The 24,582-nt window shown below is 63.9% G+C and carries 22 protein-coding genes and 1 tRNA gene; 11 read left to right on the top strand and 12 right to left on the bottom strand.

What is annotated here, in order from left to right:
• Nucleotide 1 precedes the first annotated feature (1 nt).
• The 10 genes from AUL34_RS16480 to AUL34_RS16430 form a co-directional block, all read right to left on the bottom strand.
• Nucleotides 2–691 carry a hypothetical protein gene (locus tag AUL34_RS16480; protein ID WP_061935990.1) on the bottom strand — a complete coding sequence of 230 codons (690 nt, stop codon included), beginning with the start codon at nucleotides 689–691 and terminating at the stop codon, nucleotides 2–4.
• Nucleotides 691–1,218 (bottom strand): hypothetical protein, encoded by a 528-nt coding sequence (locus AUL34_RS16475; protein WP_061935987.1) that lies wholly within the window; start codon nucleotides 1,216–1,218, stop codon nucleotides 691–693. The genes AUL34_RS16480 and AUL34_RS16475 overlap by 1 nt, the downstream gene beginning before the upstream one ends.
• The gene (locus tag AUL34_RS16470) at nucleotides 1,215–1,997 is read right to left on the bottom strand and encodes a hypothetical protein (RefSeq protein WP_061935984.1); all 783 of its coding nucleotides are present in this window, start codon (nucleotides 1,995–1,997) and stop codon (nucleotides 1,215–1,217) included. Before AUL34_RS16470 ends, AUL34_RS16475 begins: the two co-directional genes overlap by 4 nt.
• Nucleotides 1,966–5,091, bottom strand: a complete 3,126-nt coding sequence (locus AUL34_RS16465; RefSeq protein ID WP_061935981.1) for a D-alanyl-D-alanine carboxypeptidase family protein — start codon at nucleotides 5,089–5,091, stop codon at nucleotides 1,966–1,968. The genes AUL34_RS16470 and AUL34_RS16465 overlap by 32 nt, the downstream gene beginning before the upstream one ends.
• A 955-nt stretch (nucleotides 5,092–6,046) precedes the next feature.
• Nucleotides 6,047–8,500, bottom strand: coding sequence for a phage/plasmid primase, P4 family (locus AUL34_RS22895; RefSeq protein WP_244492611.1), 2,454 nt, complete (start codon nucleotides 8,498–8,500; stop codon nucleotides 6,047–6,049).
• Nucleotides 8,501–8,605: 105 nt separating this feature from the next.
• Nucleotides 8,606–8,815, bottom strand: coding sequence for a hypothetical protein (locus AUL34_RS16450; protein WP_061935971.1), 210 nt, complete (start codon nucleotides 8,813–8,815; stop codon nucleotides 8,606–8,608).
• Nucleotides 8,812–9,168: a hypothetical protein gene (locus tag AUL34_RS16445; protein WP_061935969.1), complete on the bottom strand. Its 357-nt coding sequence runs from the start codon at nucleotides 9,166–9,168 to the stop codon at nucleotides 8,812–8,814. Before AUL34_RS16445 ends, AUL34_RS16450 begins: the two co-directional genes overlap by 4 nt.
• Complete coding sequence (locus AUL34_RS16440; protein ID WP_061935967.1) at nucleotides 9,165–9,425, bottom strand: hypothetical protein; 261 nt, start codon at nucleotides 9,423–9,425, stop codon at nucleotides 9,165–9,167. The genes AUL34_RS16445 and AUL34_RS16440 overlap by 4 nt, the downstream gene beginning before the upstream one ends.
• Entirely contained in the window at nucleotides 9,422–9,991 is a 570-nt protein-coding gene (locus tag AUL34_RS16435) for a hypothetical protein (protein WP_061935964.1), read from the bottom strand. Before AUL34_RS16435 ends, AUL34_RS16440 begins: the two co-directional genes overlap by 4 nt.
• Nucleotides 9,988–10,197, bottom strand: a complete 210-nt coding sequence (locus tag AUL34_RS16430; RefSeq protein ID WP_061935961.1) for a DNA-binding protein — start codon at nucleotides 10,195–10,197, stop codon at nucleotides 9,988–9,990. The genes AUL34_RS16435 and AUL34_RS16430 overlap by 4 nt, the downstream gene beginning before the upstream one ends.
• Before the next feature lie 112 nt (nucleotides 10,198–10,309).
• Between AUL34_RS16430 and AUL34_RS16425 the strand changes: the two genes are divergently transcribed.
• The 3 genes from AUL34_RS16425 to AUL34_RS16415 all read left to right on the top strand — a co-directional run bounded on the left by AUL34_RS16425 (nucleotide 10,310) and on the right by AUL34_RS16415 (nucleotide 12,176).
• Nucleotides 10,310–10,852, top strand: a complete 543-nt coding sequence (locus AUL34_RS16425) for a hypothetical protein (RefSeq protein ID WP_061935958.1) — start codon at nucleotides 10,310–10,312, stop codon at nucleotides 10,850–10,852.
• A complete protein-coding gene (gene xerC / locus AUL34_RS16420) occupies nucleotides 10,849–12,006 on the top strand; it encodes a tyrosine recombinase XerC (protein WP_061935955.1) in 1,158 nt (385 codons plus the stop codon). Before AUL34_RS16425 ends, xerC begins: the two co-directional genes overlap by 4 nt.
• An 80-nt stretch (nucleotides 12,007–12,086) precedes the next feature.
• A tRNA-Ser gene (locus AUL34_RS16415) sits at nucleotides 12,087–12,176 on the top strand.
• Between the two features lie 613 nt (nucleotides 12,177–12,789).
• On the opposite strand, the gene AUL34_RS16405 is transcribed toward AUL34_RS16415, so the two are convergent.
• Together AUL34_RS16405 and AUL34_RS16400 are read right to left on the bottom strand one after the other, a co-directional pair.
• Nucleotides 12,790–14,892, bottom strand: coding sequence for a calcium-binding protein (locus tag AUL34_RS16405; RefSeq protein ID WP_061935949.1), 2,103 nt, complete (start codon nucleotides 14,890–14,892; stop codon nucleotides 12,790–12,792).
• A 354-nt stretch (nucleotides 14,893–15,246) separates the two neighbouring features.
• Entirely contained in the window at nucleotides 15,247–15,894 is a 648-nt protein-coding gene (locus AUL34_RS16400) for a calcium-binding protein (RefSeq protein ID WP_061935946.1), read from the bottom strand.
• 380 nt (nucleotides 15,895–16,274) lie between these two features.
• On the opposite strand from AUL34_RS16400, the gene AUL34_RS16395 reads away from it, so the two are divergent.
• The 8 genes from AUL34_RS16395 (at nucleotide 16,275) to AUL34_RS16360 (ending at nucleotide 24,239) form a co-directional block, all read left to right on the top strand.
• Nucleotides 16,275–16,460: a hypothetical protein gene (locus AUL34_RS16395; RefSeq protein WP_061935943.1), complete on the top strand. Its 186-nt coding sequence runs from the start codon at nucleotides 16,275–16,277 to the stop codon at nucleotides 16,458–16,460.
• A 483-nt stretch (nucleotides 16,461–16,943) separates the two neighbouring features.
• Nucleotides 16,944–17,972: a septal ring lytic transglycosylase RlpA family protein gene (locus tag AUL34_RS23040; RefSeq protein ID WP_061935940.1), complete on the top strand. Its 1,029-nt coding sequence runs from the start codon at nucleotides 16,944–16,946 to the stop codon at nucleotides 17,970–17,972.
• Nucleotides 17,973–18,073: 101 nt separating this feature from the next.
• Nucleotides 18,074–19,249 carry a D-alanyl-D-alanine carboxypeptidase family protein gene (locus tag AUL34_RS16385; protein ID WP_061936396.1) on the top strand — a complete coding sequence of 392 codons (1,176 nt, stop codon included), beginning with the start codon at nucleotides 18,074–18,076 and terminating at the stop codon, nucleotides 19,247–19,249.
• The gene (gene tmk / locus AUL34_RS16380) at nucleotides 19,249–19,953 is read left to right on the top strand and encodes a dTMP kinase (protein WP_061935937.1); all 705 of its coding nucleotides are present in this window, start codon (nucleotides 19,249–19,251) and stop codon (nucleotides 19,951–19,953) included. Before AUL34_RS16385 ends, tmk begins: the two co-directional genes overlap by 1 nt.
• A 4-nt stretch (nucleotides 19,954–19,957) precedes the next feature.
• Complete coding sequence (locus tag AUL34_RS16375; protein WP_061935934.1) at nucleotides 19,958–20,998, top strand: DNA polymerase III subunit delta'; 1,041 nt, start codon at nucleotides 19,958–19,960, stop codon at nucleotides 20,996–20,998.
• An 81-nt stretch (nucleotides 20,999–21,079) separates the two neighbouring features.
• Nucleotides 21,080–22,627: a methionine--tRNA ligase gene (gene metG / locus AUL34_RS16370; RefSeq protein WP_061935931.1), complete on the top strand. Its 1,548-nt coding sequence runs from the start codon at nucleotides 21,080–21,082 to the stop codon at nucleotides 22,625–22,627.
• An 11-nt stretch (nucleotides 22,628–22,638) separates the two neighbouring features.
• Nucleotides 22,639–23,436, top strand: a complete 798-nt coding sequence (locus AUL34_RS16365; RefSeq protein WP_061936393.1) for a TatD family hydrolase — start codon at nucleotides 22,639–22,641, stop codon at nucleotides 23,434–23,436.
• Nucleotides 23,433–24,239 carry an MBL fold metallo-hydrolase gene (locus AUL34_RS16360; protein WP_061935928.1) on the top strand — a complete coding sequence of 269 codons (807 nt, stop codon included), beginning with the start codon at nucleotides 23,433–23,435 and terminating at the stop codon, nucleotides 24,237–24,239. The genes AUL34_RS16365 and AUL34_RS16360 overlap by 4 nt, the downstream gene beginning before the upstream one ends.
• The last annotated feature ends 343 nt before the right edge of the window (nucleotides 24,240–24,582 follow it).

Raw genomic sequence — 24,582 nt, 5'->3', positions numbered from 1 at the left:
TTCAGAAGCTCGCCGGCTGATGCTCAGGCAGGAGCGCACGGATCGCGTCAAAGCGTTCAATGATCGCCTGACGCCAGGCGTCGTCTTTCGGTGCGTCACCGTCACCGGGGAAGACAAAGGCCTTCACGACGTTGCTCAGATCGTCGACCCATTCCTCGGGAACTACGGCCAAGGCAAGCGTCTCGCCATGACGTTCCAGGATCGTGATGACGTACTTCAGCGCGCCGACTGCGACCTCGCCGCGAGCAGCCATCCAGTGCGCCACGGTGGCTTCGTTCATCGGCCCGTCGGAGAGCTGATGCACGACGAAGATTTCGTGAGCGGCGGTCGAGAAACGCTTCAAGATGGCTGGTACGTTGCCAGCGAGGTCCGGATCGCCTTCGCCGAACCGGACAGCGAGGATATCGGCCTCGATGCTGGCAATGGTGCGCTCGCAAAGCGAGCGACCGAGCCCCAGGCCGAGTTCCCGCGCTTCGACGATCAGCGCGCCAAGCTTGACTACATCGGCGGCGACGCGCGCTTCGAAGATCTTACGTGTGCCTTCCAACGGTAGCGCTGGATTGAGCAGGGAATCGCCTTGGCCAGCCTGACGCTTGGCCCGCACGACAGGCCCGGCCCAGCCGGGGAAGGAAGCCAGCGGCGGGGCGCTGGCCATGGAGGATACGAGCAGGCTGTTCTTGAGACTGGACATCAGGCAGCCCTCCGGTTTCGCTTAAGCCACATGCGGCGATGCTGACGATTGAGCCCGGGCGGAGGCTCCAAGGCCGGGGGCTCGCGCTCCGGCGGCGGATGATCCGGCGCTTCAAGCCCGATCTCACGCGCGATACGCTGCAAGGATTCATGCAGCAGCGCGTAGATTCCCTCGTTCCATGCTGACGCCGGGGGCTGGTTCGGAAAGATAAGGGCGTGCGTGGCGGCCGGAACGTACTTTCCGATCACCGTGTCGAAGACTTCTGCCTCGCGACCGGCGAGTTCCTTCCATTCCGTGACGGTGGCGCGGACATTCTTCTCGGCCGCAGCACGAAAGGCTTCTTTGACCTCCCACAACGGCAGCCGCTCGCGGCGGGCAGCGGCTGGCAACTCTTCCGCCTTCTCCCGCAGCCGGCCGAAGAACCGAACGAGATCGCCAACGTCCTCGGGCGACTTGGCGAGATGCTCCTGCCAAGCCTGGTCGGCTTCGTTGAAAAGGCGCTCGCCGAGCTCCGTGCCCGGGTTCATGCCGCCTGCTCCTCGGAAGCTTCGAGGTGCGCGTTGCGCAAGGCGATACGGGCGCGGAGAATGTCCTTAGGAGACAGCGCTTCTGGCTCCACGTGAACGCCGGTCTGATCGGCCCAGCGATGCAAAACCCGTTGCGAGATCCCCGTTTCGTCGATCTCCGTCACCTCGATGTGGCCACCGACGATGCAAACCTTGCCGTTCTCCTCATGACCATCGAGTTCGTCGACGTCGCGACGCTGCGCCTGCATGATCGGAACGCCGTGGCGGATGGGATCAAAGCTGTCGAGGAAGCCAGGAGCGCCCATGAAGACGCCGACTTTCGGCAATGCCTTCAGCTCCTCATCCGGCGTCAGGTACGGCGAGACGAGGCACCCGGGCTCTTCGTGGAGCCTCTCGACCTTATCTTCTTCGTCCTCGCGCTGGTTCGTCCAGCACGCATACCGTGGGCGCGCCTCTCGCTTCGACCAACCCATCATGTGCAGTTCGAAATGGGGGAAGCCGACACAATGAAGGAAGTCCCGCTGCGTGCCTTCCCACGCGGTCAGATCATCGTCGGCCCGGTCGAGCATGTCGTCGAAATCAGCGTACTTGATCGCCATCTCCATCGCGATCGTCGGTGCGATCAGGGAGTACCCTCGCGCCGCGATTGCCGCGTGAAGCTTGGGCATTGAGACGATCTTGCTTCCGAAGCCCATCGGCGTACCGTCGGACAGGTAGAAGGCGCCGTCGGCCATCAGGAACCCGCGGTCACGCTGCAAGAAGCCGTTGATCGCTGTCATCGTCGTTTCCTTTCGTCGCGAGGTGTTCGGCGTAGCGGCGCTGCATGTCGGCGAGGGTCGCCCGCTTCCGCTTGCCAACGGGGGAGGAAATGATGCCGACACCGGCGCCCAGCGCCATGCCGATCGGGTTGGCCATCGCGCCGAGGCCGAGCGCACCGCCGAACTGGCCTGCGAGCTCGTAGCCGCCCATCAAGCCGGAGATACCGCTCATGAGCGGGCTGCCGCTCGCGTATCCGTTGCCGGCGATACCAGCGAGACCGAAGAGTACCCCCATGCCCGCCTGGCCGCGAGACAAGCCGGAAGCCATACCCGCGCTGCCAGCGTCAAAGCGCCCGGCGCCGTAGCTCTCGGGACCGCCCCGGCGGCTATAGTCGGCGAGGCCCGAACTCACGCCCTTCGACAGCGTGCGCTCGTCGACGACGGCGCCGGTCTTGCCGGTCCGGCCGTTAATGAGCTCGATGTGCCAGTTTTCATGGGCCATCGGGAACTTGAGGCCGAAGGCCCCGGCGTTCTGGTGGACCCAGTTGCGCGCCGCCGTGTTGCCGTAGCCGAAGTCGGCGGCCATGCCCTTGTTGTGCTGAGAGTTCCCCGGAGGCGCGACCCAGCGCCTGGCGGCCGCGACAGAGCCATACTTCTGCAGCGCCGCGTCGAAGAGCTCGGCCTGCCGAGCGACGGACCGGAAGCCCGAGTTGATCGTGATCGCAGATTGCACGGCGGCGGGCGCCGCCTCTAGCATATTGGTGAGCGCGGTCGCGAACTGCGCGTTCAGCCCCGAGATGTGGCTCTCGCTCTTGCCGGCACCGAGCAGCGACGACAGGAGGTTGTTCGAGACCGACTGCGTGACGCCCTGCGCGAGCCGCTGCGTCGTGTCGCGCACCGCAGGCGTCGGTACGGGTACGAAGGAGCTCGGCGGCACCGAGGCAAGCGAGCCCGTGAAGATGTTGCCGATGTTGTTCTGGTTCGCGGCATGCCGCTGTCCGGCGCCGAAGAGGCCGCCGAACATGCGGTCCAGACCGGCCGAGGCGAGCTTCTGCCCGAGCCCGGACAGTGCCTGAGCTAGGTTGTCGATCAGGCTCCCGCCTTTGCCGAGCGCTTCGATCATGTCGCCAAAGACGTCGGAGGCTACTTCGCCCATGTCCGACATCGCATCCTGCTGGTCGCGCACGGACTCGTTGAAGCGCATCGCGGCGGCGAGCCGCTGCCCCTCGTAGCTGGAAAAGTCGACATCGAGGTTGCGGATGATCTGGCGGATCTCCTGCTCGTTCTCTGAAAAGTCGAGGATCGACCTCTCGAACTCGACGTCAGCGGTGAATTCGGCGACGCGCTCACGCTGACGCTTGGCGTCCTCGGCCGCCTTCTGACGCTCACGCTCGGCCGCCGTGTTCGTGCGGATCTTGTCGGTCAGGCGGCCGATCTCGTCGGCCTCCCGGTTGATCTGGTCGACGAGGGCCGGATCGATAGCGCCGGCCTTCGCGTCGTTCGAGGCGCGCTGTGCCTCGGTCATCGCGTCGAGCTTGAACCGGGCCGCGGCGATCGCACCTTCGCTCTGGCCGTACATGTCGACCTGGAGCCGCAGCTCGGCGACGGACTTCTCGATGCTGGCCTTCTGTTCGGCCACGGCGTCGGAATAGGAGCGGGTCGCGGTCTCGGTCTTCGTCAGCGCGGCCGCCTGGTCCTCGAGCTGCTTGCGCAGATCGTCCGTGACGTCCGGATTGATCCGGTCGCCGAAGCGACGCTCGAGGCCGGCGTTGTCCGGCCGATCCTGGGCGGCGGGCTTGGGCAGGCGCGAGCGCGAGTTCACGATCGCATCCATAGCGGCCTGAAGGGCCTGCGTGTTCGTGGCGGCGTTCAAGACGTCGGTGCCGAGACGGCGCATCTCGCCGGCGAGCGCTTTGACCTCGTCGCTGGCGCCCGGTTTGATCTGGATCATCGCCATGCGTTCGACGAAGGCCTTGGCCTCGATCTCGCCACGGGTGAACTGCCCGTAAAGTTCGCGGATCTCGGACTGGGCGTTGCGCAGCTCACCGTTGAAGAGGTCGAGCACAGCGCTGGCACTGCCAAGCGTGCCCATGTCGAGCCGGACCGCTTCGCCACGGCCGAGGTTCTCGACGGCCGCCTTCATTTCCTCTTTGGCGGTCTTCATGCTGTCGACGAGCTGGCCGAGAGCCATGCCCGGCGTCAGCTTGGCTCCGGCCGAATAGACGAGATCGGCAGCGCGGCCGGCCTCGCCGAAGCTGTCACGGACGCTGTCGATCAACCGCTTGAACTCGTCCATCGAGTTCTTCGCAGCTTTGGCCTCGGGCCCGTCCGACATAAGCCACAGCGCGCCGGCCGCGGCCGTCGTCGCGCCGAGCGCGATGCCCACCGGGCCAAGGGAGGTGACGAAGCCGCCGACCGCGGTCGCGATCGCGCCGATGCTGACCTTTACGCCACCGCCTTCCTGCAGAACCTGAACGACCTGACCGGCCTGCGAAGCCAGGATCTGAAACGGCGACGCGCCCATCGCGAGCATCGTGCCCATGTCATTGATTTGGAAGCCGAGGCCCTGCACCTGACCGGAGGTCAGCTTCACGTTCTGGTTCGCAGCCTCGGCACCCTTGCCCATCTGATCGAAGCGCTTCGCGGCGGTCGCAAGGATGACGTTGCCCTGCTCGGTCGTCAGGTTGCGAAGGCCGATCTGGTGCGCGACGTCCTGTTCTACCTTCAGGAATCGGGTGGCGTTGGCGTACGTGTCGTCGTAGGCGCGACGGAGGTTTTCGGCACGCTTCATCTCTGCCGAAGCGAGCTTGTTGACCGCCTCGGCAGCCTTCAGGCTATCCGTTTGCTGCTTGCGCAGCGCATCGCCGAACGGCTTCAGCTCTGCGGTCAGCGCCTTCGTCATGGAAGCCATCTGACGCTCGGCCTCGATGGCCGGCTTCATGCCAGCGGCCAGCGACTTGTAGGCGGCCGGGTCCATCTCGGCCTTCATCCGCTTCAGCGTCGCGGCCGCGCTCTCGGTCTGCTGCCCGAATGACTGGACGTCGCGCGCGCCCTTCTGCAGGCCTGACGTGTCCGACGTGACGACGAGCTTGCGGGTGACTGTTGCTGCAGCCATCAGCTGCGCCCCCAGCCTGCCTATCGTGGCTTCGGCCGCTATCCGCACTTGAATCGACGCCAGCGTCGAAGTCGCCTCGGCGGAAGACGCCCGGGAACGTTTGACCGGCTCGCGCGAGTTTCTCTGCCGCCGCTCGAATGGCGAACTCGTTCGGCGTCACGCCCGCACGGTTGGCCGCGTCATGAATGGCTTCTCGGAAACCACTGGTGACACGCGCGCCGCTGAGGAAAAGCTGAGCTGTTGCCATGAGCCGAGACCTTCGTTCTGTCGAAAGTCATGTGGTGGTGGCAGTTGCTATTGGTTACTGGACACGTCCGGACATGTGCGGACAATCACTATGTGAGGGCGCGCGAGGCAGGACGATCAGCAGCTGATGCCAAGCGACAGGAAGTAGCGCGTAACGATCGGAGAGTCTCGGTGCCCCTCGCGGAGCAGGTCGAGCGCCTCCCGATCTCCATATCGCTTCGCCTCGAGCGCTACGGCTGAGATCTCCCACGGAGCGCCCAGCGATGAGCGTCGACCGATGCCATCCTCCTTGCACCAGCGTCGGATCGTTTTCTCGTTCTTACCGGTGCGATAGGCCGCCTCCTTAAGCGAAATGATCTCTTCCGGTCGCATCAGGACGGGGGAGGGGAGCGTGCTAGCCGTCATGGCGGGAGGTTCTCCAGTTGTACGGGGTAGCAGGTGCTGGTGCGGGCATGGGCAGCCGAACGCGCTAGCGGGCTAAATTCTTACGAGCGAAAAAAATCTGCGAATGGGACCCCTGTCGGTGGACACCCCCAAGACCGCGCCGACTTTCGATCCCCCCTCCCGTCGGGATCGATCGAGGGGCATCGACGGGGCAGCGCGAGGTGGACCTGCCGGGGAGTGACGGACGGTGACACCCTTGCAGACTCCCTCTCACGCGCACATGCATACGCGTATGAGACGGAACCGGAACCCCCGTCACCGTCTGTCACTCGCGAACGTCCTCGGCGACCCGCAGTCGGATCCCGCGGAAGCCTCGCATCTTGTTGGACCGAAACCGTTCGAAGCCGCGCTGCTCTAGCGTTGCGACAAACTGGCTTTGATGCCCTGCCTCTTCCCCGACATGCTTCGCGAAGGCGCGCCAGCTGGCGTAAAGTTCAGCTGTCGCCGTGATCTCTCCGCGCCCCGTTTCTAAACAGCACGCGGCAAACCATTCTCCGAAGACGTCTTGCTCGGCAAAGAACCCTTCCGTCGCCTCGCGCACGGCGGCTGGATAGGGCAAGCCACTCGCCTGCCACTCGAGGCATCCGACAATCGTCCATGCGAGGATGCCGGGCGCCTCAGCCTTGAACGTGTCGGCAAGCTGCATGTCTACGACGCGCGGCTTGTTCACGAACGGCACGATACGGAAACGGCGCCGCGCTGCGTCGTCGACGTTGGTTAGGCGCGGCAAGCTATTGCCGATGAGCATGATCTTCGCCGTCGGTTCGAACTCAAAGAAGTCCTTGGCCATAAAGCGGGCCGAGATCGGGTCGCCGCCGGTTAGACTTTTGATCCGGTCCTCGGCGAACGCCTGCTTGTTGTCGACCTCACTGGCTACGACTAGGCGTGCGCCACGAAGCGAAGCGAGCGCTGTCGGGTGCTGCTCATTGCGGCTTGCGACGAACGTCGAGAATGGCGCGATCTTTCCGTACTCGCCGAACACGTGAAGCAAAGCGCCATAGAACAAGCCTTTGCCGTTGCCGCCTGGCCCGTGGAGGAACGTCAGCTTCTGCTCGCGAGTGCTGCCGCTCAGACTGTAGCCTGCCCACACGCGAAGATAGGCTATCAGCCCCGCGTCACCTCTCGTAGCCTCGTCGAGAAATGCCAGCCAACGTGGGCAGTCCGCTATCGACGTCGGCGCGACGCTGGTGATCTTCGTGATGGCGTCCGCTGGATCTGCGGGACGCAACTTGCCAGTCCGTAGATCTACGGTGCCGCCCGGCGTGCCGAGTAGCCAGTGATCCTGATCCCAAATGTCGGACGTGCATCGGATACGAGGATCGACCCGCGCGAACCTCTCCGCGTTGCCAGCGAAGCTGGCCCGCTCGGCGATGAACCGAACCTCCTTCTTCTCAGCCCGCACAAGAGCGCTCACGAGCTCGCGGATCCACTGATACGCGCGCCCATCGCGAGCGTGCCGCCAGCGCGCCCCGTCGAAAGCGTACCAAGCTCCACGATCGTGATCGAAGCGCAGCTTACCAGCGAACCGATCTGCGAAAATTTGCGCGGCAACGTTCTCTGTCAGAAGATCGCCAAAGCTCGGGAGCACCTCCACCCTGCGATCCGCTGCGGTCGCGTTTGGATCGTCGGAGACTGGCTCGAGCCACGTGGCAACGAGCACTTGGGTATCAAGAGGCGGCTCGAGCTGATCCCAGATCTTCGACAGCCGTTCAGGCAGATCCTCCCGGCCGTCCGTGTATTTGCGGGCCGCGCTATCGGGATGCGCTTCCCAGATCACGAGTACCTCTGCCTGGCCGAAGCCTGCTCGTTTCAGGAACCCCGTCACGCTGTAGAAGTGCGTCGATCGATCCCCCTTCGTGAGGTTTTCGACGTCCTCAGAGTCAACCTCGAGCCTCGTCCGAATCCACCGCGGGATCCGCTCGATGAGCTCGCGAATGCCATCCACAGTGTCCGGCGCCGACCGCTCGTCGGCCGCGCTCGGCTTCGCCTTCCGTTCAGCTTGTGGAGGCAACTGCGGCCAGAGAGCAGCGAAGTCCTGCGGCTTGTAGGCCGTTTCCTTGAGGCGAAGGACGCGCGTCGCCGATACCTTCCGGCCGTGCTCACGCACCTTTTTCGCAGACGGGTAATTCGGCGTGCCCGGGACACGGTAGGGCTGCGATATGCTGCCGGTCTTGGTGTCGCCGCCGGCCAAGCGCATGCGCTTACCAAGCCGAGATGCGATGTCACCGGAGACGAGTTCGTTGAAGGCGTACCAGCGATGGACACTGCCGGTATCCGACGACGCCACGACGAGCGCTGGCTCGCCGATCTCGTTGCTGGCGTCGTCTCCATGGTAAACATCAATGTCGGCAACCAGGGCGAATACGCCGATCGTGTCTTCGTCCTTGCCGCGAAGCCCCTGGTCGACGTTCTTGTTCACCAGCCGTGGCTCGCAATAGCAGTTCAGCCCTTTACGAGCGTTCTTCTCGATGTTGTCGGCCATCGCGTTCATATGCGACGGGTCGCCCGGCCGGAATCGACCGGACACTTCAACTCTTTCCGTCTTTGGATTGAGAACCGAGACCTGCAATCTCCCTTGAGAAGGCGGGTTGCCACCGCATGCGCGTAGCACCACACCATGCACCCAGCGAACAAAGCGATCGATCTCGGTACGGTCAGGCTCGTGCGGCATTTCGATATTGGCATCGACGCGCGGAGGCGCTATCTTCTCTATCAGCACGTACAGAACTCCACGCCGTCGGTTGCAGCCAGAGGGCGTTTCCTAGAATGGGTTGGACGCAGAGGGCCGGGGTGGTAGCCGCCCCTCTGCTGACAGCTCGACATTTTAGGAGTCGTGGGGGTCGAACGCCCGAGCGATCAGTCCCTGGGCGCGGTGCCGCAGTAGCGGGAAGCTCGTGTGCTGAACGATCATCTCTAGATCGTCGACCGCTTCCTTTATCCCGTCGTAGTCGTTGGTGGTTCGCGCAACGGCTAGATCGGTATGCACACTGTGCAGCAGGTCTCGCTCGGCGGCGAATTCCATCACCTTGGTCATGACGACTTCTCCCGAGTGAGGTTCATTAAGAACGCCGGCGTGTCGAGCACCGCCTGGGCGCCGTGTGCGTAAGTGCCGCTGGCGACGCGTTCGGCGCCCGCCTCGTCGAGAATGATGGTGAAGGTGCCCGACGGCATGATCTGATCATTTTCCATCGCAATGAGCCCGCGGCACACTCCAACGAGAAGGCCCTGCCGCTGCGTTGCGTTCAGGTGCGGCATGGGTGCCTCGCCGGGCCAGCCGACGAGCGCCCGGAAGGCATCCTCGAGGTCCGTACGGCAGGAGCCGAGCCCGGCCCGGTGGAGGTTGGCGGTGAACTCGGCCGCAGCCGAAGAACGACGGACCGCGCTCATGCCGTCACCTCGTCGCCCTCGATCTGCCGGCGAGCTACCTCGTCAACGATCTCGGTCAGCCTTGCCCGAGCGCGCCTGCGGACGCTTTCGAACTGCGAGAGCCGAATGACATGCTCGAGGTCGTCCGTCGTTTCGATCAGGGCGCGCCGGTCGTAACCGATAGAGCCGATCCGACGCAGCCGTAGCTGCTGCAGGGCGCGCGCCTCGGCACGCTCGAAGATCCTGCATTCACGAGCGTAGGAGTCGAGCCGGCTCATGCTGCACCTCCGCAGTCTGCTGCAAACAGCTGTGCGGTCTTATTGCCCTCGGCCGCCACGCGGCGTCGGAACAGGTTGAGCAGGTAGCCGCGGCCGAGCTCATCGAGCTGTCGCTCACTGAGCCGGATGCGCATCAGGCTGACCTCGTCGTCCACGAGCTCGGCGATGTCGTCGGGCCCGAACCGGTGTCGTAGCAAGCGATCCCAGATGCGGCCGGCCGCCGCCTTCGCGACGCGATCGAAGACCATAGCGCCGACTAGGGCTGACAGGCTTATGCCCCTCAGATGGGTGATCGCGTCCGACTTGGCGGCCGGCCGCTCGTCACTTCCGTCTTCGTCCAGCGATGCCAGCCAAGCCTTAACGTCAGTGAAGGTCGGGCCACCGCGCGCTTCAGGGTCGGCGTCCCATGCAGCGATCCTAGCCTCATCATCGAGTTCGTCGCCGTCGGGTCGAACGTCGGACTGGAGGCCGAAGGCTCCTTGAGACCGATCCAGGGAGCGCTGGGTGTCCTTCCGCCGGCGGGCGATGCGTTCGTGCCGCGCGGCAAATCGCTGACCGGAGCTCATACTGCACGCCCGACACGGGACTGCAAGCCGACCTTCTCGGCCAGCGGCGTGACCATCGCACGGACACGGCTGCCGACCTTGATGGTCGGAATGTCGCCGCTCCGCGCAGCGTCATACGCGGCGTTTCGGCTCATCCCGAAAAACAACCGACCAGCGTCCGGCACCGAGATGGTGGCTTGCTTCAGTGCGTCATCGAGCGTCATCATTTTGCGCCTCCTATGAACATACGTAGGTTCATAGGTGAACGTAGCACGGATTAACCCGATTGCAACCCCTCGATGGGTAAGCTACGTAGGTTCATGCATTCGAGGGTTGGGAATGGTTGACGACGATACGCCTGCGGACGAACCTAAAAGCGAGCGGTTCAACATGTTCATCTCGAAGTCTGAGATGGAGGCGATCGACGAGTGGGCTTGGCGCAACCGCATTCGCTCAAAGTCGGAAGCTGTCCGGCGTTTAGTTCAGATCGGAATTCGGACGGAGCGGCAGCTGCCAGAGGTAGTGAACCCATTCTGGGAGGCTACAAACCTTGCGACCCAGATGCGGGTTGCGATCCACAACGTCAGCGCAGAAGAGATTGCACAAAACCCCAAACGAGCAACTGAAGTCGCTACCATATTTGTCGAAATGTACGACGACATGCTTGGGGCATTGATACTTTCTAGCGAGCAGCTTCATGGGATGGTGACAGAGTTAGCCAACCTCAGCGAAAGTGGCACATTCATGACGCAATTAAAACTGGCTGATGAAGTAAGCTTTAAGCAGTTCCAGAGGCTGAAAGCTCATATCAACGACTTCGAACTCGGCAGGCATAAGCGTCACCCAGAGCTTTACGCGAGCCCTGAGGATTACGAGGAATGAAGGGCTCCATCAAAGAGCGCTCGCCGGGCCGTTGGGCGATCATTTTGGATCATCCGATGCCGGACCCAGTGACAGGGAAGCGACGGCGGAAGTGGCACTCGTTTGCTGGCACGAAGCGCGAGGCCCAGGTCGAGTGCGCGCGTCTCGTCACGCTGATGAAGCACGGCGGATACGTTGAGCCTCAGAAGACGACCGTCGGCGAGTTCCTTGACACGTGGCTGGATCACGAGAAGGCAGCCGTATCGCCGAAGTCGTGGGAGCGGTACGCCGAGCTATGCCGCAAGACGATCGCTCCGCTGATCGGGCACGTCCTGCTGACGAAGCTCAAAACCAGCGACGTCGATACAGCATGGACGAAGGCACTGACGTCCGGCCGGCGGGACGGGAAGGGCGGTCTAGCGCCCCGCAGCGTCCACCACGCGCGTCGCGTGCTGTCCAAGGCGCTGAAGCAGGCGATCACCTGGGAGCTGATCCAGAAGAACCCTGCCGCGCTGTCTAAGCCGCCGAAGATCGAGCGCAAAGCGATGACCGCATACGACGCCGTTACGACAGGGCAGCTTCTCGACGCAGTGCGGGAGACGCGCATTTTCGTCCCGGTACTGCTCGCAGCTCTATGTGGCATGCGCCGCGGCGAGGTCGTCGCGCTCCGCTGGCGAAACGTCGATCTCGACGGCCGGCGTCTTACGGTGGTGGAGTCCGCAGAGCAGACGAAGACAGGCGTCCGGCTCAAGCCTACCAAGACGGGGGCAGGGCGCGTCGTCGACCTTTCGGCTGCGCTCGCCGAGGATCTGAGGCAGCATCGTCTCACGCAGGCCGAGGAGCAGCTTCGGCTTGGCGTTCGCCCTGACGAGGATGCGTTCGTTGTCGCTCAGGTAGACGGCCAGCCGCTGCAGCCGAACTCGCTGACGCATGAGTGGGTACGGCTCCTCGCCAAGACCGACCTGCCGCGCATCCGCTTCCACGACCTGCGCCACAGCCACGCGACGCAGATGCTGATGGCTGGCGTACATCCGAAGGTAGCTTCCGAGCGGCTCGGTCACAGCCGCATCGGGATCACGATCGATTTGTACCAGCACACGATGCCTGGCATGGGCGCGAGCGCCGCCGAACTTGTTGACGCTGCCGTGCGCAAGGCGGTAAAGCCGAAGGCCTAAAGCCGTTCGGTAGCAATCCGGTAGCAGACCCGCCTTCCAGGCGCTCCGCCAAGCCAAATTCGCTAGCGAAATCAGGGCTTGGATGGGTGGCCGAGTGGTTTAAGGCAGCGGTCTTGAAAACCGCCGTGCGGGGAACCGTACCGTGAGTTCGAATCTCACCCCATCCGCCATCGCTCTCCAAGAGCCGAAGATCCTCCAAACGCCACCCGCGATGGGTTCGGCGTGGCATCCGACAGCGCATCTTCGAATCGGTCGAAGCTTGACGCCCATAGGCGTTTCCTCGGCGGAACCCGTTTGAAGGCTGCCGCCCTCGACGCGACCTACCGCAACATCGTTGAGCGCTCATGTATCGGGATTGGGGACCGGAAGCTGGTTGCTGAACCTAAATCGCAACCACCTACCGCGCCGTCATCTCCCGCATCGCGACGGTGATGCTGTGGCGGAGATGAACACCCTTGCTAGTCCCAGCTGCAGAACCGCGGACCGTCCTCCCGAACGGCGTGGTGCGCGCTCGACCGAACGACGAGCGACCTGCCAATCTGGTCACCGGTTTCGAGGGCGGCCAGGACCGAAGCGACGAGGCGCTGGGTCTGTAGGCGGCTCATACCGTCGTCTTGGATCTCGAAAGCGATACGCCGTACCAACTCGTCCATCTCATACCTCGACCGCGCGATCGACAAGATACGGACGGAAGCGCTTCTTGGATGCAGTGCACTCTCGCATCGACGAAAAAAAGCCGCCAGCTTTCGCTCGGCGGCCTCGCATATGGCGGTACGGATCGGGTCAGGCGACGAGGATGAAGTCGTCGATGCCGAGGAATCCCAGCTTCTTCCCGATGAAGGCGATCTCTTGTGCAGCCGCGCCGCCGGCGCCATCCGCGTCGTAGGACAGGATGCCGGTGTTGCCGCTGTAGATCAGCTGCGCCGCGCTGCCGGCCGCCTTGCCCGTCAGCGACAGCGCGGTCGGATCGAGGAATCCGTCGCCGTTCGCGTCGAGGCCGGCGAAAGTGGCTTGGCTCAGCTGGATCTTGTCGTCCGCGTCGAAGTCGAAGATCGAATCGCGGTTGGCCGCACCCATCTCGGCGAAGACGAATGTGTCGGCGCCGCCCTTGCCGTAAAGCTGATCCCTGCCGAGGCCCCCGGCGATCGTGTTGCTCGCGGCGTTGCCGGTAATGAGGTTGTCGAGGCTGTTGCCCGTGGCCTTCAGATCCGCGGTGCCCTGAAGGCGCACGTTCTCGACGAAGGTCAGGTCATCGCGGCGCAGATCGATATCGATCAGCGACCAGATGACATCGGTGCCACCGGCCGCCGTCTCCCCTTCGGTAATGTTTCCATCCATCCGGACCGTGAGGATCTTGTCGCCGACGTTGTCGAAGACGTACTGCGTGTCGCCGGTGCCGAGACCAACCACGTAGGTGTCGGCACCGGCACCGCCGTCCAGGAAGTCCGGACCGCCGCCGCCGCTACCGATCACATCATCGCCCGCGCCGCCCTTGATCACGTTGCGTCCCGCGTCGCCGATGAGGACGTCGTTGCCGCTGCCGCCGACGATGTTCTCGAAGCCGGTGACACCGCCGGTTCCGTCCGCGATGCCCGCCCGGAGGTCGACGTTCACGCCGCGGCCGTCCTGGAGGACGCTGTAGTCCAGCGTATCGGTGCCCGCGCCGCCCTGGCTGATGCCGTCGATGACCGAATTGGCGCCGATGAAGAGCGTGTCGTGGCCCGTGCCGAAGGCGATGGCGATGCCGTTGCCGCCGAAGATCGTATCATCGTTGGTGATCGAATCACCCTTGTCGCTGATGATCCGGATGCCGGTACCGGTCTCGCCGGAAATGCTGCCGCTGTTCACGATCGAGGTCGCGAAGGGGGCGTTCCCCTGCGAGGAATCGTCGATCAGGATGCCGAGGCCCTGACCGCGGATGGTGGCGCCGGCGACGTTGATGATCGAACCGCCACCGGCCGCGATGCCCTCCGACGTGTTGGGCAAGCCGTCGGAGCCGTTGCCGCCGGCCCCGGTTCCCTCGATGATGCCGTAGTTCAGGATCTCGGCCCGGCCGTCGATGTCGATGCCGTCGCCATCGCCGTCGAAGACCCCGTCCTGCGTGTCGCGGCCGGCGGGGCTGTTGATGTCGACTCCTGGCGTGAAGCCGCCGGAGATCAGCCCGCGATTGATGACGCTGGCCGCGCCGTCCGAGCCGACGCCGGAGCCGTTGCGACCGATGAGAACTCCGTTCACGCCGTTGTCGACCGAAATGTTCGAGCCGGCGCCGGCGTTGATGCCGTGGCGATCGCCGGAGATCGTGCCTGAGTTCTGGACGCTGCCGTTCGTGTCGTCCTCGAACTGAACACCATCGGCCGAGGCAAAGGGCGTTGCGCTGCTGCCGCCGTCGATGAGGCCGGCATTGGTGATCTCACCGATGCCGCCGACGCGAACGCCGTCGTTTTCGCCGCTGAGGATCCGGCCGTTCGTGCCGTTGTTGACCACGGTGGTGAAGCTGCCCGTCCCGCCGGCGAAGTCCACCGCCTGGCCGACCGTGGACTGGATCGTGCCCTGATTGACGATCTCGACCAAGCCCTTGGTAACCGAGCCTGCCTGGATCTGGATCGCATCGTCGGCCGAGCGAATGGTGCCGGCATTGTCGATCGTGGCATACAGAGTGGCGCCGACGCTCGTCTCGAAACGGATGGCGCGCCCGGCCGACTGCAGGTTTTCGATCAGTCCGTCATTGTCGATCAGGGCGCCATTCGTCGGATTGTTGAACCGCACGCTCTGAGCGTTGGAGTTCACGGACACCGTGCCACCGGCGTCGACGTCGAGAAGATCAGAGCCGCTGAGGTTGATGCGTGCGGAAATGGTCTGGCCGGAAAGAACGGTCGTGGTCGCCATGGTTCACCTGAACGGAGATCGGATCAATCGTTACTCCGGCCTTAAGGGCGCCGCATGACAACGGCGTGAAGCTTCCCAGACGGTTCGTCCGCAACGCTGCGTGCGCCCAGTCGACGTAAGAGGCATGTATATGCCCGACAACGCAGGGCAGCGCCGATTTCGGCCAATGAGGCGGACGAAAACCGGTTGAGCGGGCCGACACGCCGTCTTGCTTGATCGATCCGGCTTGATCGGGAAACAACGGCGACAGCTCGAGAGTTGGTGTATCGAAGGACAGTCGGTGAGCCCGCAACGTGAACGGTTGCGAGCTCACCGTCATGGTTCAGACGCTCATCGATCGTCCGGCGGTCAAGCTCAGGAGACCAGGCTCGGATCGAACGCAGCGGCCGTGACGCCGATCAGGGTAATGGTCCCGCCACCCGAGAGGCTCAGCACTGCATCACCACCGGTGGAGGAGCCGACCGTATAGGTCTGACCGTTCAGGCTAATCCTATCGTCGATGGCGAAGTCGATGATCACATCGTTGCCGCTCGTGTTGTCGAAGACGAACGTATCGGCATCGGCCCCGCCGCTCAGCGTATCGTCTCCGAGACCACCGTTGAGGGTATCGCTGTCACGATTGCCGTAGAGAATGTCGTTGCCTTGCCCGCCGTACACCATGTCGTTGGCGCGGCCTCCGAATACGACGTCGTCACCCAGATTGCCAAAAAGAATGTCGTCCCCCCGGTTGCCCACAAGGAGATCGTTGTCCCTGCCGCCGTAGACGGTATCGGAGCCTTGACCCCCGTAGACGGTGTCAGCGCCCTGGTTGCCGAAGATTTGGTCGGACCCGCTGTTGCCGATCAGGACATCGTTTCCGGCTAGTCCCTGGATCGTATCGTTGCCACCGAACGCCTCGATGTAGTCATCGCCCGTCGTCCCGATCAGGTTGTCGGGACCAGACGTTCCCTGTGGGCCAGCGATGATTGCAGCCAGTGAAGAGTTGCCGTTCCAAGTCGTCATAAAGGCCTCCTCCCGTTTGTGGTCCAGCTCCCGCGGAGCAGGAAACGACCATTCGTTGGGGTCCGCAGGCGCGGAACAAGTCGGCCAATAGGCGTAAGGGCCTTTGAGGCGGATGGAGGCGCTGCGATCATTTGCCGTCGTTTCGCGAGAGGCCCAAAGGCGTCACCCGTCGGCGTCAGCGCCTGACTTTCCCAATGCTGAGATCGCCACGCGGACCAACGACACCATCGCGAATTGGGCGTCCTAGCGAAAATCCATAAGTCACCGCGGCCCATGTTCTCGCCGCGGTTCACGTCCAGGGGGAGCATGATGTCCGCAAGGCGGGACGGCCAGCCTGAGGCCAGTTGGTTGCGGCAGGGTGCACCGAAATAGGAGACGCCATGCAGGACTTGATCGACATCGCCGACGTAACCGAACGGCTGAAGCAGACCCTCCGTCAGATCGAAAAGATGTTGGGAGACGACAGCACCACCGAGGAGCGCAGGCAGGCGGACTACATCGACATGCTGCGGCGCAAAGCGTCTGGCGAGGTCAACGGAAACGTCACAGCGCAGTTCTTCTCCTGATTGCGGAATGCCCGGTTTCATTTCCCTACGGAGCAGGCGCCGTAGTAGCGGGAATGAGGCTGGATCGGGTCGCCAGGGCAGGCACCGCCTGTGAAGGTGGCCGCTATCCGATCGAAGGCTTAATCCCAAGAGTACGAATGCGCTGTTTCAGCCACCTGCGGATTGAGACCAAAAGTGCTGCGCAGGTTAGTTGCGCATCAACTGTCGATCGACACGAATGTGGCAAGATTTCGGCAAGCTGTTTTCTGTAGGTTAGAGTCCCACGATACGTGTGGACTTGCATTCGCTTCATCGATTGGTAACCTCTGCCGCTGATATGGTGGGTCTGGCGCGGCGGGGCGTGCGCGCCTGACCGATGACTTGGGGGCATGAACGATGGCAGGAGCCGGACGCGACCGGAAGATCGGGCTTGGGCTCGCTTTCGGACTGTCGTTGGCGCTGGTCGGTTGCCAGTCCACATCGTCTTCGACGCACGGAGAAGAATTGGCGCCGGACGACGACGCGCCGATCTTCAGCTCGAGTATCTTCGGCGTGAAGGCCAGTCCGCGTGTGACGCGGCTGAAGAAGGTGCCCAAGGGCGGCGGGCGCGACCAGACCGGCAAGCCCTACATGGTCCGCGGCAAGTGGTACTATCCGAAGGAAGAGCCGGGCTACGTGAAGACCGGAACCGCCTCGTGGTACGGCGCCAACTTTCATGGACGCCTTACCGCGAACGGCGAAGTCTACGACATGTACCATCTGTCGGCGGCGCATCCGACTTTCCCGCTGCCATCCTACGCACGCGTGACCAACCGCAAGACCGGCAGTTCCGTCGTGGTGCGGGTCAACGACCGCGGACCCTATATGCATGACCGCGTGCTCGACGTGTCGTCCAAGGCCGCCGAGATGCTGGGCTTCCAGAACGCCGGCGTCGCCGACGTGAAGGTCGAGTATGTCGGCCGTGCTCCGCTCGAGGGCGACGACACGCCGATGCTGATGGCCTCGTACCGCCCGGGCAACGCGCCGGCCATCAACGACGGTCTGCCGAGCGGTGTGATGATCGCGTCGCGACAGGAGAAGTCGCCGTTGATGATGGCGGCCGCCTTTGCAGCGCCGCGACGGGTCGCGCCGGCGCCGAGCGCTGCGCCATCGCGCATGCCGTCGATCGAGGATCTCATCCAGACATACGATGCAGCCCCCTCGGCGCCGGTTCCCGTGCCGATGCCGCGCGGCTCGCTCCTGTCGTACGCTGCGGGACCGGGTGCGACGGGCGCACACGCCGCCTTGTCGTCCCTGGCAACCACTGGCTCCGCACCGGAGACGATCGAACTCGGCACCGTCGACGATCTCGCGCTTCTGATGCGGGTCGCGAGCCTTGCGGAAGGCCGCGCCGACATGACGGAGACCGCGTCAGGGGGGCAGGTCTCGCTAGCCCTTGGTCTCCGCCCCGGACAGGACGCGGACGCCTTGCTGCGCCAGATCTGGGACACCGGGCTTACCGACGCTTTCGTGGTCAAGGCCGACGAACGCTGACCGAACGCCGCGAGATTGCTTCGGCCGCGATATACGAAGCCGTAGCAATGGATTATGGTGGGCAGCACCTGTCCCGCCGGCTTTCCCTGATGCGTCATCCCATGCGAGTTCTTCGGAACGCCATTCTGCTCGCCGCCATTCTTCCCGGCGCCGCCGCCTTGGCGCAGAACCGCGACGAGACGCTGTTCCCGGAAACTGCCGCGAAGGTCGCCGTCGTGCTCGACGGCAAGACCGGTGGCATTCTGTTCGACAAGAACGGCCGTGCGCCGTTTCCGCCGGCATCGCTGGCCAAGATCATGACCGCGGAAATCCTGTTCGGGGCCTTGGCGTCGGGCCAAGTGTCGGCCGATGCGACAATGCCTGTATCCAATCACGCCTGGCGTACCGGCGGCGCGCCGTCGCGGACGGCGACGATGTTCGCGGCGGTTCGATCCGCGGTGCCGGTCGATGCCCTGGCGCATGGACTGGTGGTCCAGGCGGCCAACGATGCGGCGATCATCATCGCCGAACACCTGGATGGGTCGGAAAAGGCCTTCGCCCAAAGAATGAACGACCGTGCTGGCGCGCTCGGCATGGTCGACAGTCGATTCGTGAACCCGACCGGCCTGCCGGAGGGCGGGCAGGAGGTCACGGCGCGCGACGTGGCCATTCTCGCCCGTCACGTACGCTACGCATATCCCGACCGGTACGCGCTGTACGCCCAGCCCGAATTCGAGTGGAACAAGATCCTGCAGCGGAACCGCAATCCGCTGCTCGGCGCCATCCCCGGTGCGACAGGCATGGCGACCGGCTTCTCGCAGGAAGGCGGATACTCGATCGTGGGGGTGGTCGAGGGGGAAGCCGGCCGGGTGACGATCCTGGCGCTCGCCGGGCTCGACAAGGAACCGACCCGCGTTCGGGAGACGATCGCGCTGGCGAACTGGGCAGCCTCCGCCTTCGAGGAGAAGGCGATCTTCCAAGCCGGTACCCCGATCGCGCAGGCGCCCGTCTTCGGCGGCGTCACCGCGTCCGTTCCGCTCGTCCTCGAGGAGGATCTGGTCGCGCTGGTGCCGAAGCGGCATGCCCAGTCCGTGACCGCTTCCGTCCGCTACGATACCCCGTTGCGCGCACCTGTGCGCAAGGGCGACAGGATCGGCGTGGTGGAACTGAAGATCGAGGACCGGGTCTCGTTGGAGCGCGAGCTCATCGCTGGTGAGGACGTCACCGAGGGCACGTTCGCCAGCCGGGCCGCGGACGCGGTGCAGGAACTCGCCTTCGGTTGGATACGGAGCCTTTGATGACGGGCGCGCAGCCATCCGACGCGCCGCGGCGTGGATGTTTCATCACGTTCGAAGGGCCCGACGGGGGCGGGAAGACAACGCAGATCGCCCGGCTCGCGGCCCGGCTGGAAGCCAGAGGCATTCCCGTCGTCACGACCCGGGAGCCCGGAGGATCTCCGGGCGCCGATGCCATCCGTCAGATCGTCCTTTCGGGCGCGGCCGAAGGTCTGGGCGTGGAGACCGAAGCCCTGCTCTTTGCCGCCGCGCGCTACGACCATGTTCGGACCGTGATCCTGCCGGCCCTTCAGAAGGGCGCGGTGGTCCTTTGCGACCGCTTCCTCGATTCCACCCGGGCGTATCAAGGCTCCGTTCCCGGTCTCGACAGGGCTTTCCTCGAAGAGCTGGAGGCTGCGACGACGGTCGATGCACGCCCCGACCTGACGATCATCCTCGATCTTCCGACTGATATCAGCCTGCGCCGGCTGGCGGAGCGCAGGAAGAGCGATGCGGCCGATCGTTTCGAAAAGGACGGGATCGAACTTCATCAGGCTAGACGGCAGACCTTTCTCGATATCGCGGCACGCGAGCCGAACCGTTGCGCCGTGATCGAAGCGACGGGACCGTTGGACGAGGTTTCGGATCGGATCGAACGCGTCGTGATCGACCGTTGTGGCGACGTTTTGAGCCGGCTGGCGCGAAGCCGGGCGGGAGCCACGGCCTGAGCGCATGGAGCAGCGGTCCTCCCACGACGATATCGACGACGTCCCGCCTCCCGCCGCCACCACCTTTCTGGTCGGTCACCAGCGCGTTTGGAGTGAACTCGTCGAAGCCTCGCGGGGTGAGCGGATGCATCACGCCTGGCTTCTGCAGGGCCCACGGGGCATCGGCAAGGCGACACTCGCCTTCGCTTTCGCGCGCCATCTCGTCGGCGCCGACTGGACGGCAGGCGAGGGCGCGACCCTCGACTTCGATCCCGAAAACGCCGCGGTTCGACAGATCGCTTCCGGTGCCCATCCGAACGTGATCCATATCCAGCGAGCGGAGGCCGATCGCGGCGGCGGCTTCAAGTCTCAGATCACGGTCGACGAGATCCGTCGCCTCCATGCGTTCTTCCGGTCGACCGCGACGCCGGGATGGCGGATTGCGATCCTCGACCCGGCCGACGACCTGAACCGCAACGCGGCCAACGCGCTGCTGAAGATCCTCGAGGAGCCTCCCGCTCGCTCGATCTTCTTGATCGCCAATCATGCACCGGGGCGACTGTTACCGACGATCCGCTCGCGCTGTCGCACGCTGCGCATGGGCGGCCTCGATAGGGCATCGCTCCTGGAGGGGTTGAAGCGCAAGCTTTCGGGAACACCGGTGGGCGAGATGCAGGCGGCCGCAGATGTCGCGCAAGGCAGCCTGCGTCAGGCCCTCATCGTCCAGTCGGGAGGCGGCGTGGATGTGTTGAACGAGGCGGATCGGATCATCGACAGCGCCACGGCCGATTGGCAAGGCGTGCATGCGCTTCTCGATGGGCTAGGCCAGAAAGGGCGCGAAGCGGCGTGGGACCTTTTTCGCGACCGGCTGTTCGACAAGCTGGCCTCGGAAGCCCGGCAGGCGGCCGCGGAGGGCAGGGCGCGTCAGGGCGCGGCGCTCGCCAGCTTCTGCCTGGGCGAGCAGGCTCGCTGGCGGGAAGCTGCCGCCTACAATCTCGATCGGAAACAGACGATCCTCAGCTTCCTGGACCGCCTCTACGCCACTCGAAGGGAAGTTGGCGGTTGACGCGTGTGCACGAGGTTCGTTGAGCCGAGCCTGCCGATGGGCTATTCCCCATCTCGACCCGATCCGCGCAGAAGTACCACCATGGCCGAGCGATTCTACACGACGACCGCGATCTCCTATCCGAACGGAAGTCCGCATATCGGGCATGCCTACGAGTTGATCGCGACCGACGTGATTGCGCGATTCAAGCGGCTCGACGGCTTCGACGTCCTATTCCTCACCGGAACCGACGAGCACGGCATCAAGATGCTCCAGACCGCGCGCAACCTCGGTATTTCGCCGCTGGAACTCGCCGACCAGAACTCCTCGAAGTTCCGCGAGATGGGCCGCCAGCTCGGCAGCTCGAACGACGATTTCATCCGGACAACGGAAGACCGCCATAAGGCTGCGAGCCAGGAAATCTGGCGGCGGATGGAGGCGGCCGGAGACATCTACAAGGGATCCTACGCCGGTTGGTACTCGGTACGGGACGAGGCTTACTACGCCGAGGACGAGACGCTCCTGACGGACGACGGTACGCGGTTGGGTCCGCAGGGGTCTCCGGTCGAATGGGTCGAGGAAGAGAGCTACTTCTTCCGTCTTTCCCAGTTCGCCGACAGGCTCTTGGAACACTACGAAACCCACCCCGACTTCATCGGCCCCTCCGAGCGGCGCAACGAGATCGTTTCCTTCGTCCGCTCGGGGCTGAAGGACCTGTCCATCTCGCGCACGACCTTCGACTGGGGCATCCCGGTGCCGGGCGACGAGCGGCACGTCATGTATGTCTGGGTTGATGCGCTCACCAACTACCTAACGGCGACCGGCTTCCCGAACGGGGGCGAGCGCGCGGACTTCTGGCCGGCGGACCTTCACGTCATCGGCAAGGACATCGCTCGCTTTCACACCGTGTACTGGCCGGCCTTCCTGATGTCGGCCGGCCTAGCCGTGCCCAAGCGCGTCTTCGTGCATGGATTTCTCTTCAATCGAGGAGAGAAGATGTCGAAGTCGGTCGGCAACGTCATCGATCCCAGTGCCCTCGTCGGCGCTTACGGGCTCGATCCCGTTCGCTATTTCCTTCTTCGCGAGGTTCCGTTCGGCCAGGACGGAAACTACTCGCACGAGGCGATCGTGGGCCGGATGAATTCAGAGCTGGCGAATGACCTGGGCAACCTCGCTCAACGCTCGCTGTCGATGATCGCGAAGAACTGCGACGGCAGGCTTCCTGTACCCGGCCCGTTCACCGACACGGACCATGCGATCCTGCAGGCGAGCGGCCAACTGCTGCAGCGCTGCCGCGCGGCCGTGGACCGGCAGGAGCTCCACTTGATGCTGTCGTCGGTCGTGTCCGTGGTTTCGGAAACCAACCGGTATTTCGCCGGCGAAGAGCCGTGGGTCCTGCGGAAGACCGACCCGGCGCGCATGGGAACGGTTCTCTACGTGACGGCCGAAGTGCTGCGCCGCGTCGCGATCCTGCTCCAGCCCGTGATGCCGGAATCGATTGCCAAGCTTCTCGATCTGCTGGGCGTCGCTGAGCACGAGCGTGCCTTTGCGCGTCTTGATCAAGGGATCATGCTGGAGGGCGGCGTGCCTCTACCGGCACCGAGCGGTGTCTTCCCGCGCTACGTCGAACCTGCGGCCGACGAAGTCTGATGACACCTTGTATCCTCGTCGATAGCCATTGCCATCTCGATTTCCCGGACTTCGACGCCGACCGCGAGGCGCTGATCGGCCGCGCCAACGCAGCCGGGGTCGGCATCATGGTGAGCATCTGCACGCAGGTGATCAATCGGGCGCGTGTACTGGCGATCGCCGAAAACTTTGCCTGCGTCTTCGCATCTATCGGCACGCATCCTTTGAATGCCGCGGACGAGGACGAGGTCCCGGTTGCGGATCTCGTGCGCTTGGCAGCGCATCCGAAGGTGGTTGCCATCGGCGAAGCCGGGCTTGATTTTCACTACGACCGGGCTCCACATGATCGCCAGGAACGCGTGTTTCGGCGCCACATCGCCGCGGCCCGCGAGACGCGACTTCCTCTCGTGATCCACGCGCGCGACGCCGATGCGGACGTGGAACGTATTCTGGTGGACGAGACGGGGAAGGGGGCCTTCCCCTTCGTCCTGCATTGCTTCACGGCTGGACAGCGCCTCGCATCCGTGGGCGTCGAGCTCGGAGGCTACGTTTCGTTCTCCGGGATCGTCGCCTTCAAAAACTCGGCCGATCTTCGCGCCGTCGCGGCATCGGTTCCGCTCGATCGCATTCTCGTCGAAACCGACGCGCCCTATCTTGCGCCGCCACCGAACCGCGGCAAGCGAAACGAGCCCGCCTTCGTGCGAGATACCGCGGAAGCGCTGGCTGGCGCGCTCGGCTTGGACTTCGATACGTTCGCTCGGCAGACGACGGACAATTTCTTCCGGTTGTGCCGCAAGGTTCCCGATCCCCGCGTGGGCGGACCCACGTGACCAAGCGACTGCGTCTCACGGTCCTGGGATGCGGCTCGTCGCCCGGGACGCCGCGGATCACGGGCGATTGGGGTCAATGCGATCCCACCAATCCGCGCAACCGACGGACCCGTTGTTCGGCCATGGTCGAACTGATCGACGGACCCGAGGTGACGCGTGTGGTCATCGATTGCGGACCGGACTTCCGGGAGCAGATGCTCGCCGCGTCCGTCGATCGGATCGATGGCATTCTGATCACCCATCCGCATGCAGACCATATCCATGGCCTCGATGATGTTCGAGGTTACGTGCTGGACCACCGGAAGCTCGTCGACCTGTATGCGGACGCCGACACCTACGCGCGTCTGTTCGAAGCCTTCGGCTACTGCTTCCGGACGCCGGCTGGCAGCTCGTATGCTCCCGTCGTGCGCCACCGCGAAATCACTGCCGGAACGAGCTTCGACATCGACGGACCCGCGGGCGCCCTGACCATACGGCCTTACGCACAGGTGCATGGCGCCATCCATTCTCTCGGCTTTCGGATTGGACCGTTTGCGTACTCGAGCGACGTCTCGGATTTCCCGATCGAAGCAATCGAAGCCATCCGAGGCGCCGATCTTCTGTTGATCGACGCGCTCCAGCATCGTCCGCATCCCAGCCATCTGTCGCTTGAGCAAGCGATCGACTGGATCGACAGGTTGGGCGTACCGCAGGCGATTCTCACCCACATGCACACGCCGCTTGACTACGCGGCGCTCAAGGCAGCGCTGCCGCCGCATATCGAACCCGGTTTCGACGGGATGCGTGTCGAACGCGACGTTTGACGGCCGATAGTCACACGAAGGGGCTCAAGCCGAAGACTGCGCGATTGGTAGGCTCCGCAATCTGTCGCTCGGTCAAACGAGATCGCGATTTGTCAGCCAAGCGAAGAACTCGGCGAGAATGATGGGATTTCCTGCATCGTCCGCTCGGACAGCGCGCCTAACGCAAAGCAATCATATGTTCCATAATCCATATTATGCAATTTTAGGGGCACGGCACACCCGCTTCCGATCGACGTCGTTATGCTCCGCAAGGACGTTCTCCTCTGACGAGTGCATTGTAGAGGCTCCCCTGCTGGCGATCGGCTAGCGGATAGCACTTGAGCGGTTGAGGATCGGTTTGCAT

The organism is Aureimonas sp. AU22 (genome assembly GCF_001463745.1).
Lineage (GTDB): Bacteria > Pseudomonadota > Alphaproteobacteria > Rhizobiales > Rhizobiaceae > Aureimonas.
This window is presented reverse-complemented; position numbering and strand designations above follow the sequence as displayed.

Excerpts from the sequence above, each read along its gene's own strand:
- AUL34_RS16400 (WP_061935946.1), bottom strand. The coding sequence starts at position 15,894 with ATGACGACTTGGAACGGCAACTCTTCACTGGCTGCAATCATCGCTGGC.
- xerC (WP_061935955.1), top strand. The coding sequence starts at position 10,849 with ATGAAGGGCTCCATCAAAGAGCGCTCGCCGGGCCGTTGGGCGATCATT.
- tmk (WP_061935937.1), top strand. The coding sequence starts at position 19,249 with ATGACGGGCGCGCAGCCATCCGACGCGCCGCGGCGTGGATGTTTCATC.
- AUL34_RS16375 (WP_061935934.1), top strand. The coding sequence starts at position 19,958 with ATGGAGCAGCGGTCCTCCCACGACGATATCGACGACGTCCCGCCTCCC.
- AUL34_RS16440 (WP_061935967.1), bottom strand. The coding sequence starts at position 9,425 with ATGAGCCGGCTCGACTCCTACGCTCGTGAATGCAGGATCTTCGAGCGT.
- AUL34_RS16445 (WP_061935969.1), bottom strand. The coding sequence starts at position 9,168 with ATGAGCGCGGTCCGTCGTTCTTCGGCTGCGGCCGAGTTCACCGCCAAC.
- AUL34_RS16405 (WP_061935949.1), bottom strand. The coding sequence starts at position 14,892 with ATGGCGACCACGACCGTTCTTTCCGGCCAGACCATTTCCGCACGCATC.
- AUL34_RS16470 (WP_061935984.1), bottom strand. The coding sequence starts at position 1,997 with ATGACAGCGATCAACGGCTTCTTGCAGCGTGACCGCGGGTTCCTGATG.
- AUL34_RS16395 (WP_061935943.1), top strand. The coding sequence starts at position 16,275 with ATGCAGGACTTGATCGACATCGCCGACGTAACCGAACGGCTGAAGCAG.
- AUL34_RS16480 (WP_061935990.1), bottom strand. The coding sequence starts at position 691 with ATGTCCAGTCTCAAGAACAGCCTGCTCGTATCCTCCATGGCCAGCGCC.
- AUL34_RS16425 (WP_061935958.1), top strand. The coding sequence starts at position 10,310 with ATGGTTGACGACGATACGCCTGCGGACGAACCTAAAAGCGAGCGGTTC.
- AUL34_RS16465 (WP_061935981.1), bottom strand. The coding sequence starts at position 5,091 with ATGGCTGCAGCAACAGTCACCCGCAAGCTCGTCGTCACGTCGGACACG.
- AUL34_RS16435 (WP_061935964.1), bottom strand. The coding sequence starts at position 9,991 with ATGAGCTCCGGTCAGCGATTTGCCGCGCGGCACGAACGCATCGCCCGC.
- metG (WP_061935931.1), top strand. The coding sequence starts at position 21,080 with ATGGCCGAGCGATTCTACACGACGACCGCGATCTCCTATCCGAACGGA.
- AUL34_RS16430 (WP_061935961.1), bottom strand. The coding sequence starts at position 10,197 with ATGATGACGCTCGATGACGCACTGAAGCAAGCCACCATCTCGGTGCCG.
- AUL34_RS16475 (WP_061935987.1), bottom strand. The coding sequence starts at position 1,218 with ATGAACCCGGGCACGGAGCTCGGCGAGCGCCTTTTCAACGAAGCCGAC.
- AUL34_RS16450 (WP_061935971.1), bottom strand. The coding sequence starts at position 8,815 with ATGACCAAGGTGATGGAATTCGCCGCCGAGCGAGACCTGCTGCACAGT.
- AUL34_RS16385 (WP_061936396.1), top strand. The coding sequence starts at position 18,074 with ATGCGAGTTCTTCGGAACGCCATTCTGCTCGCCGCCATTCTTCCCGGC.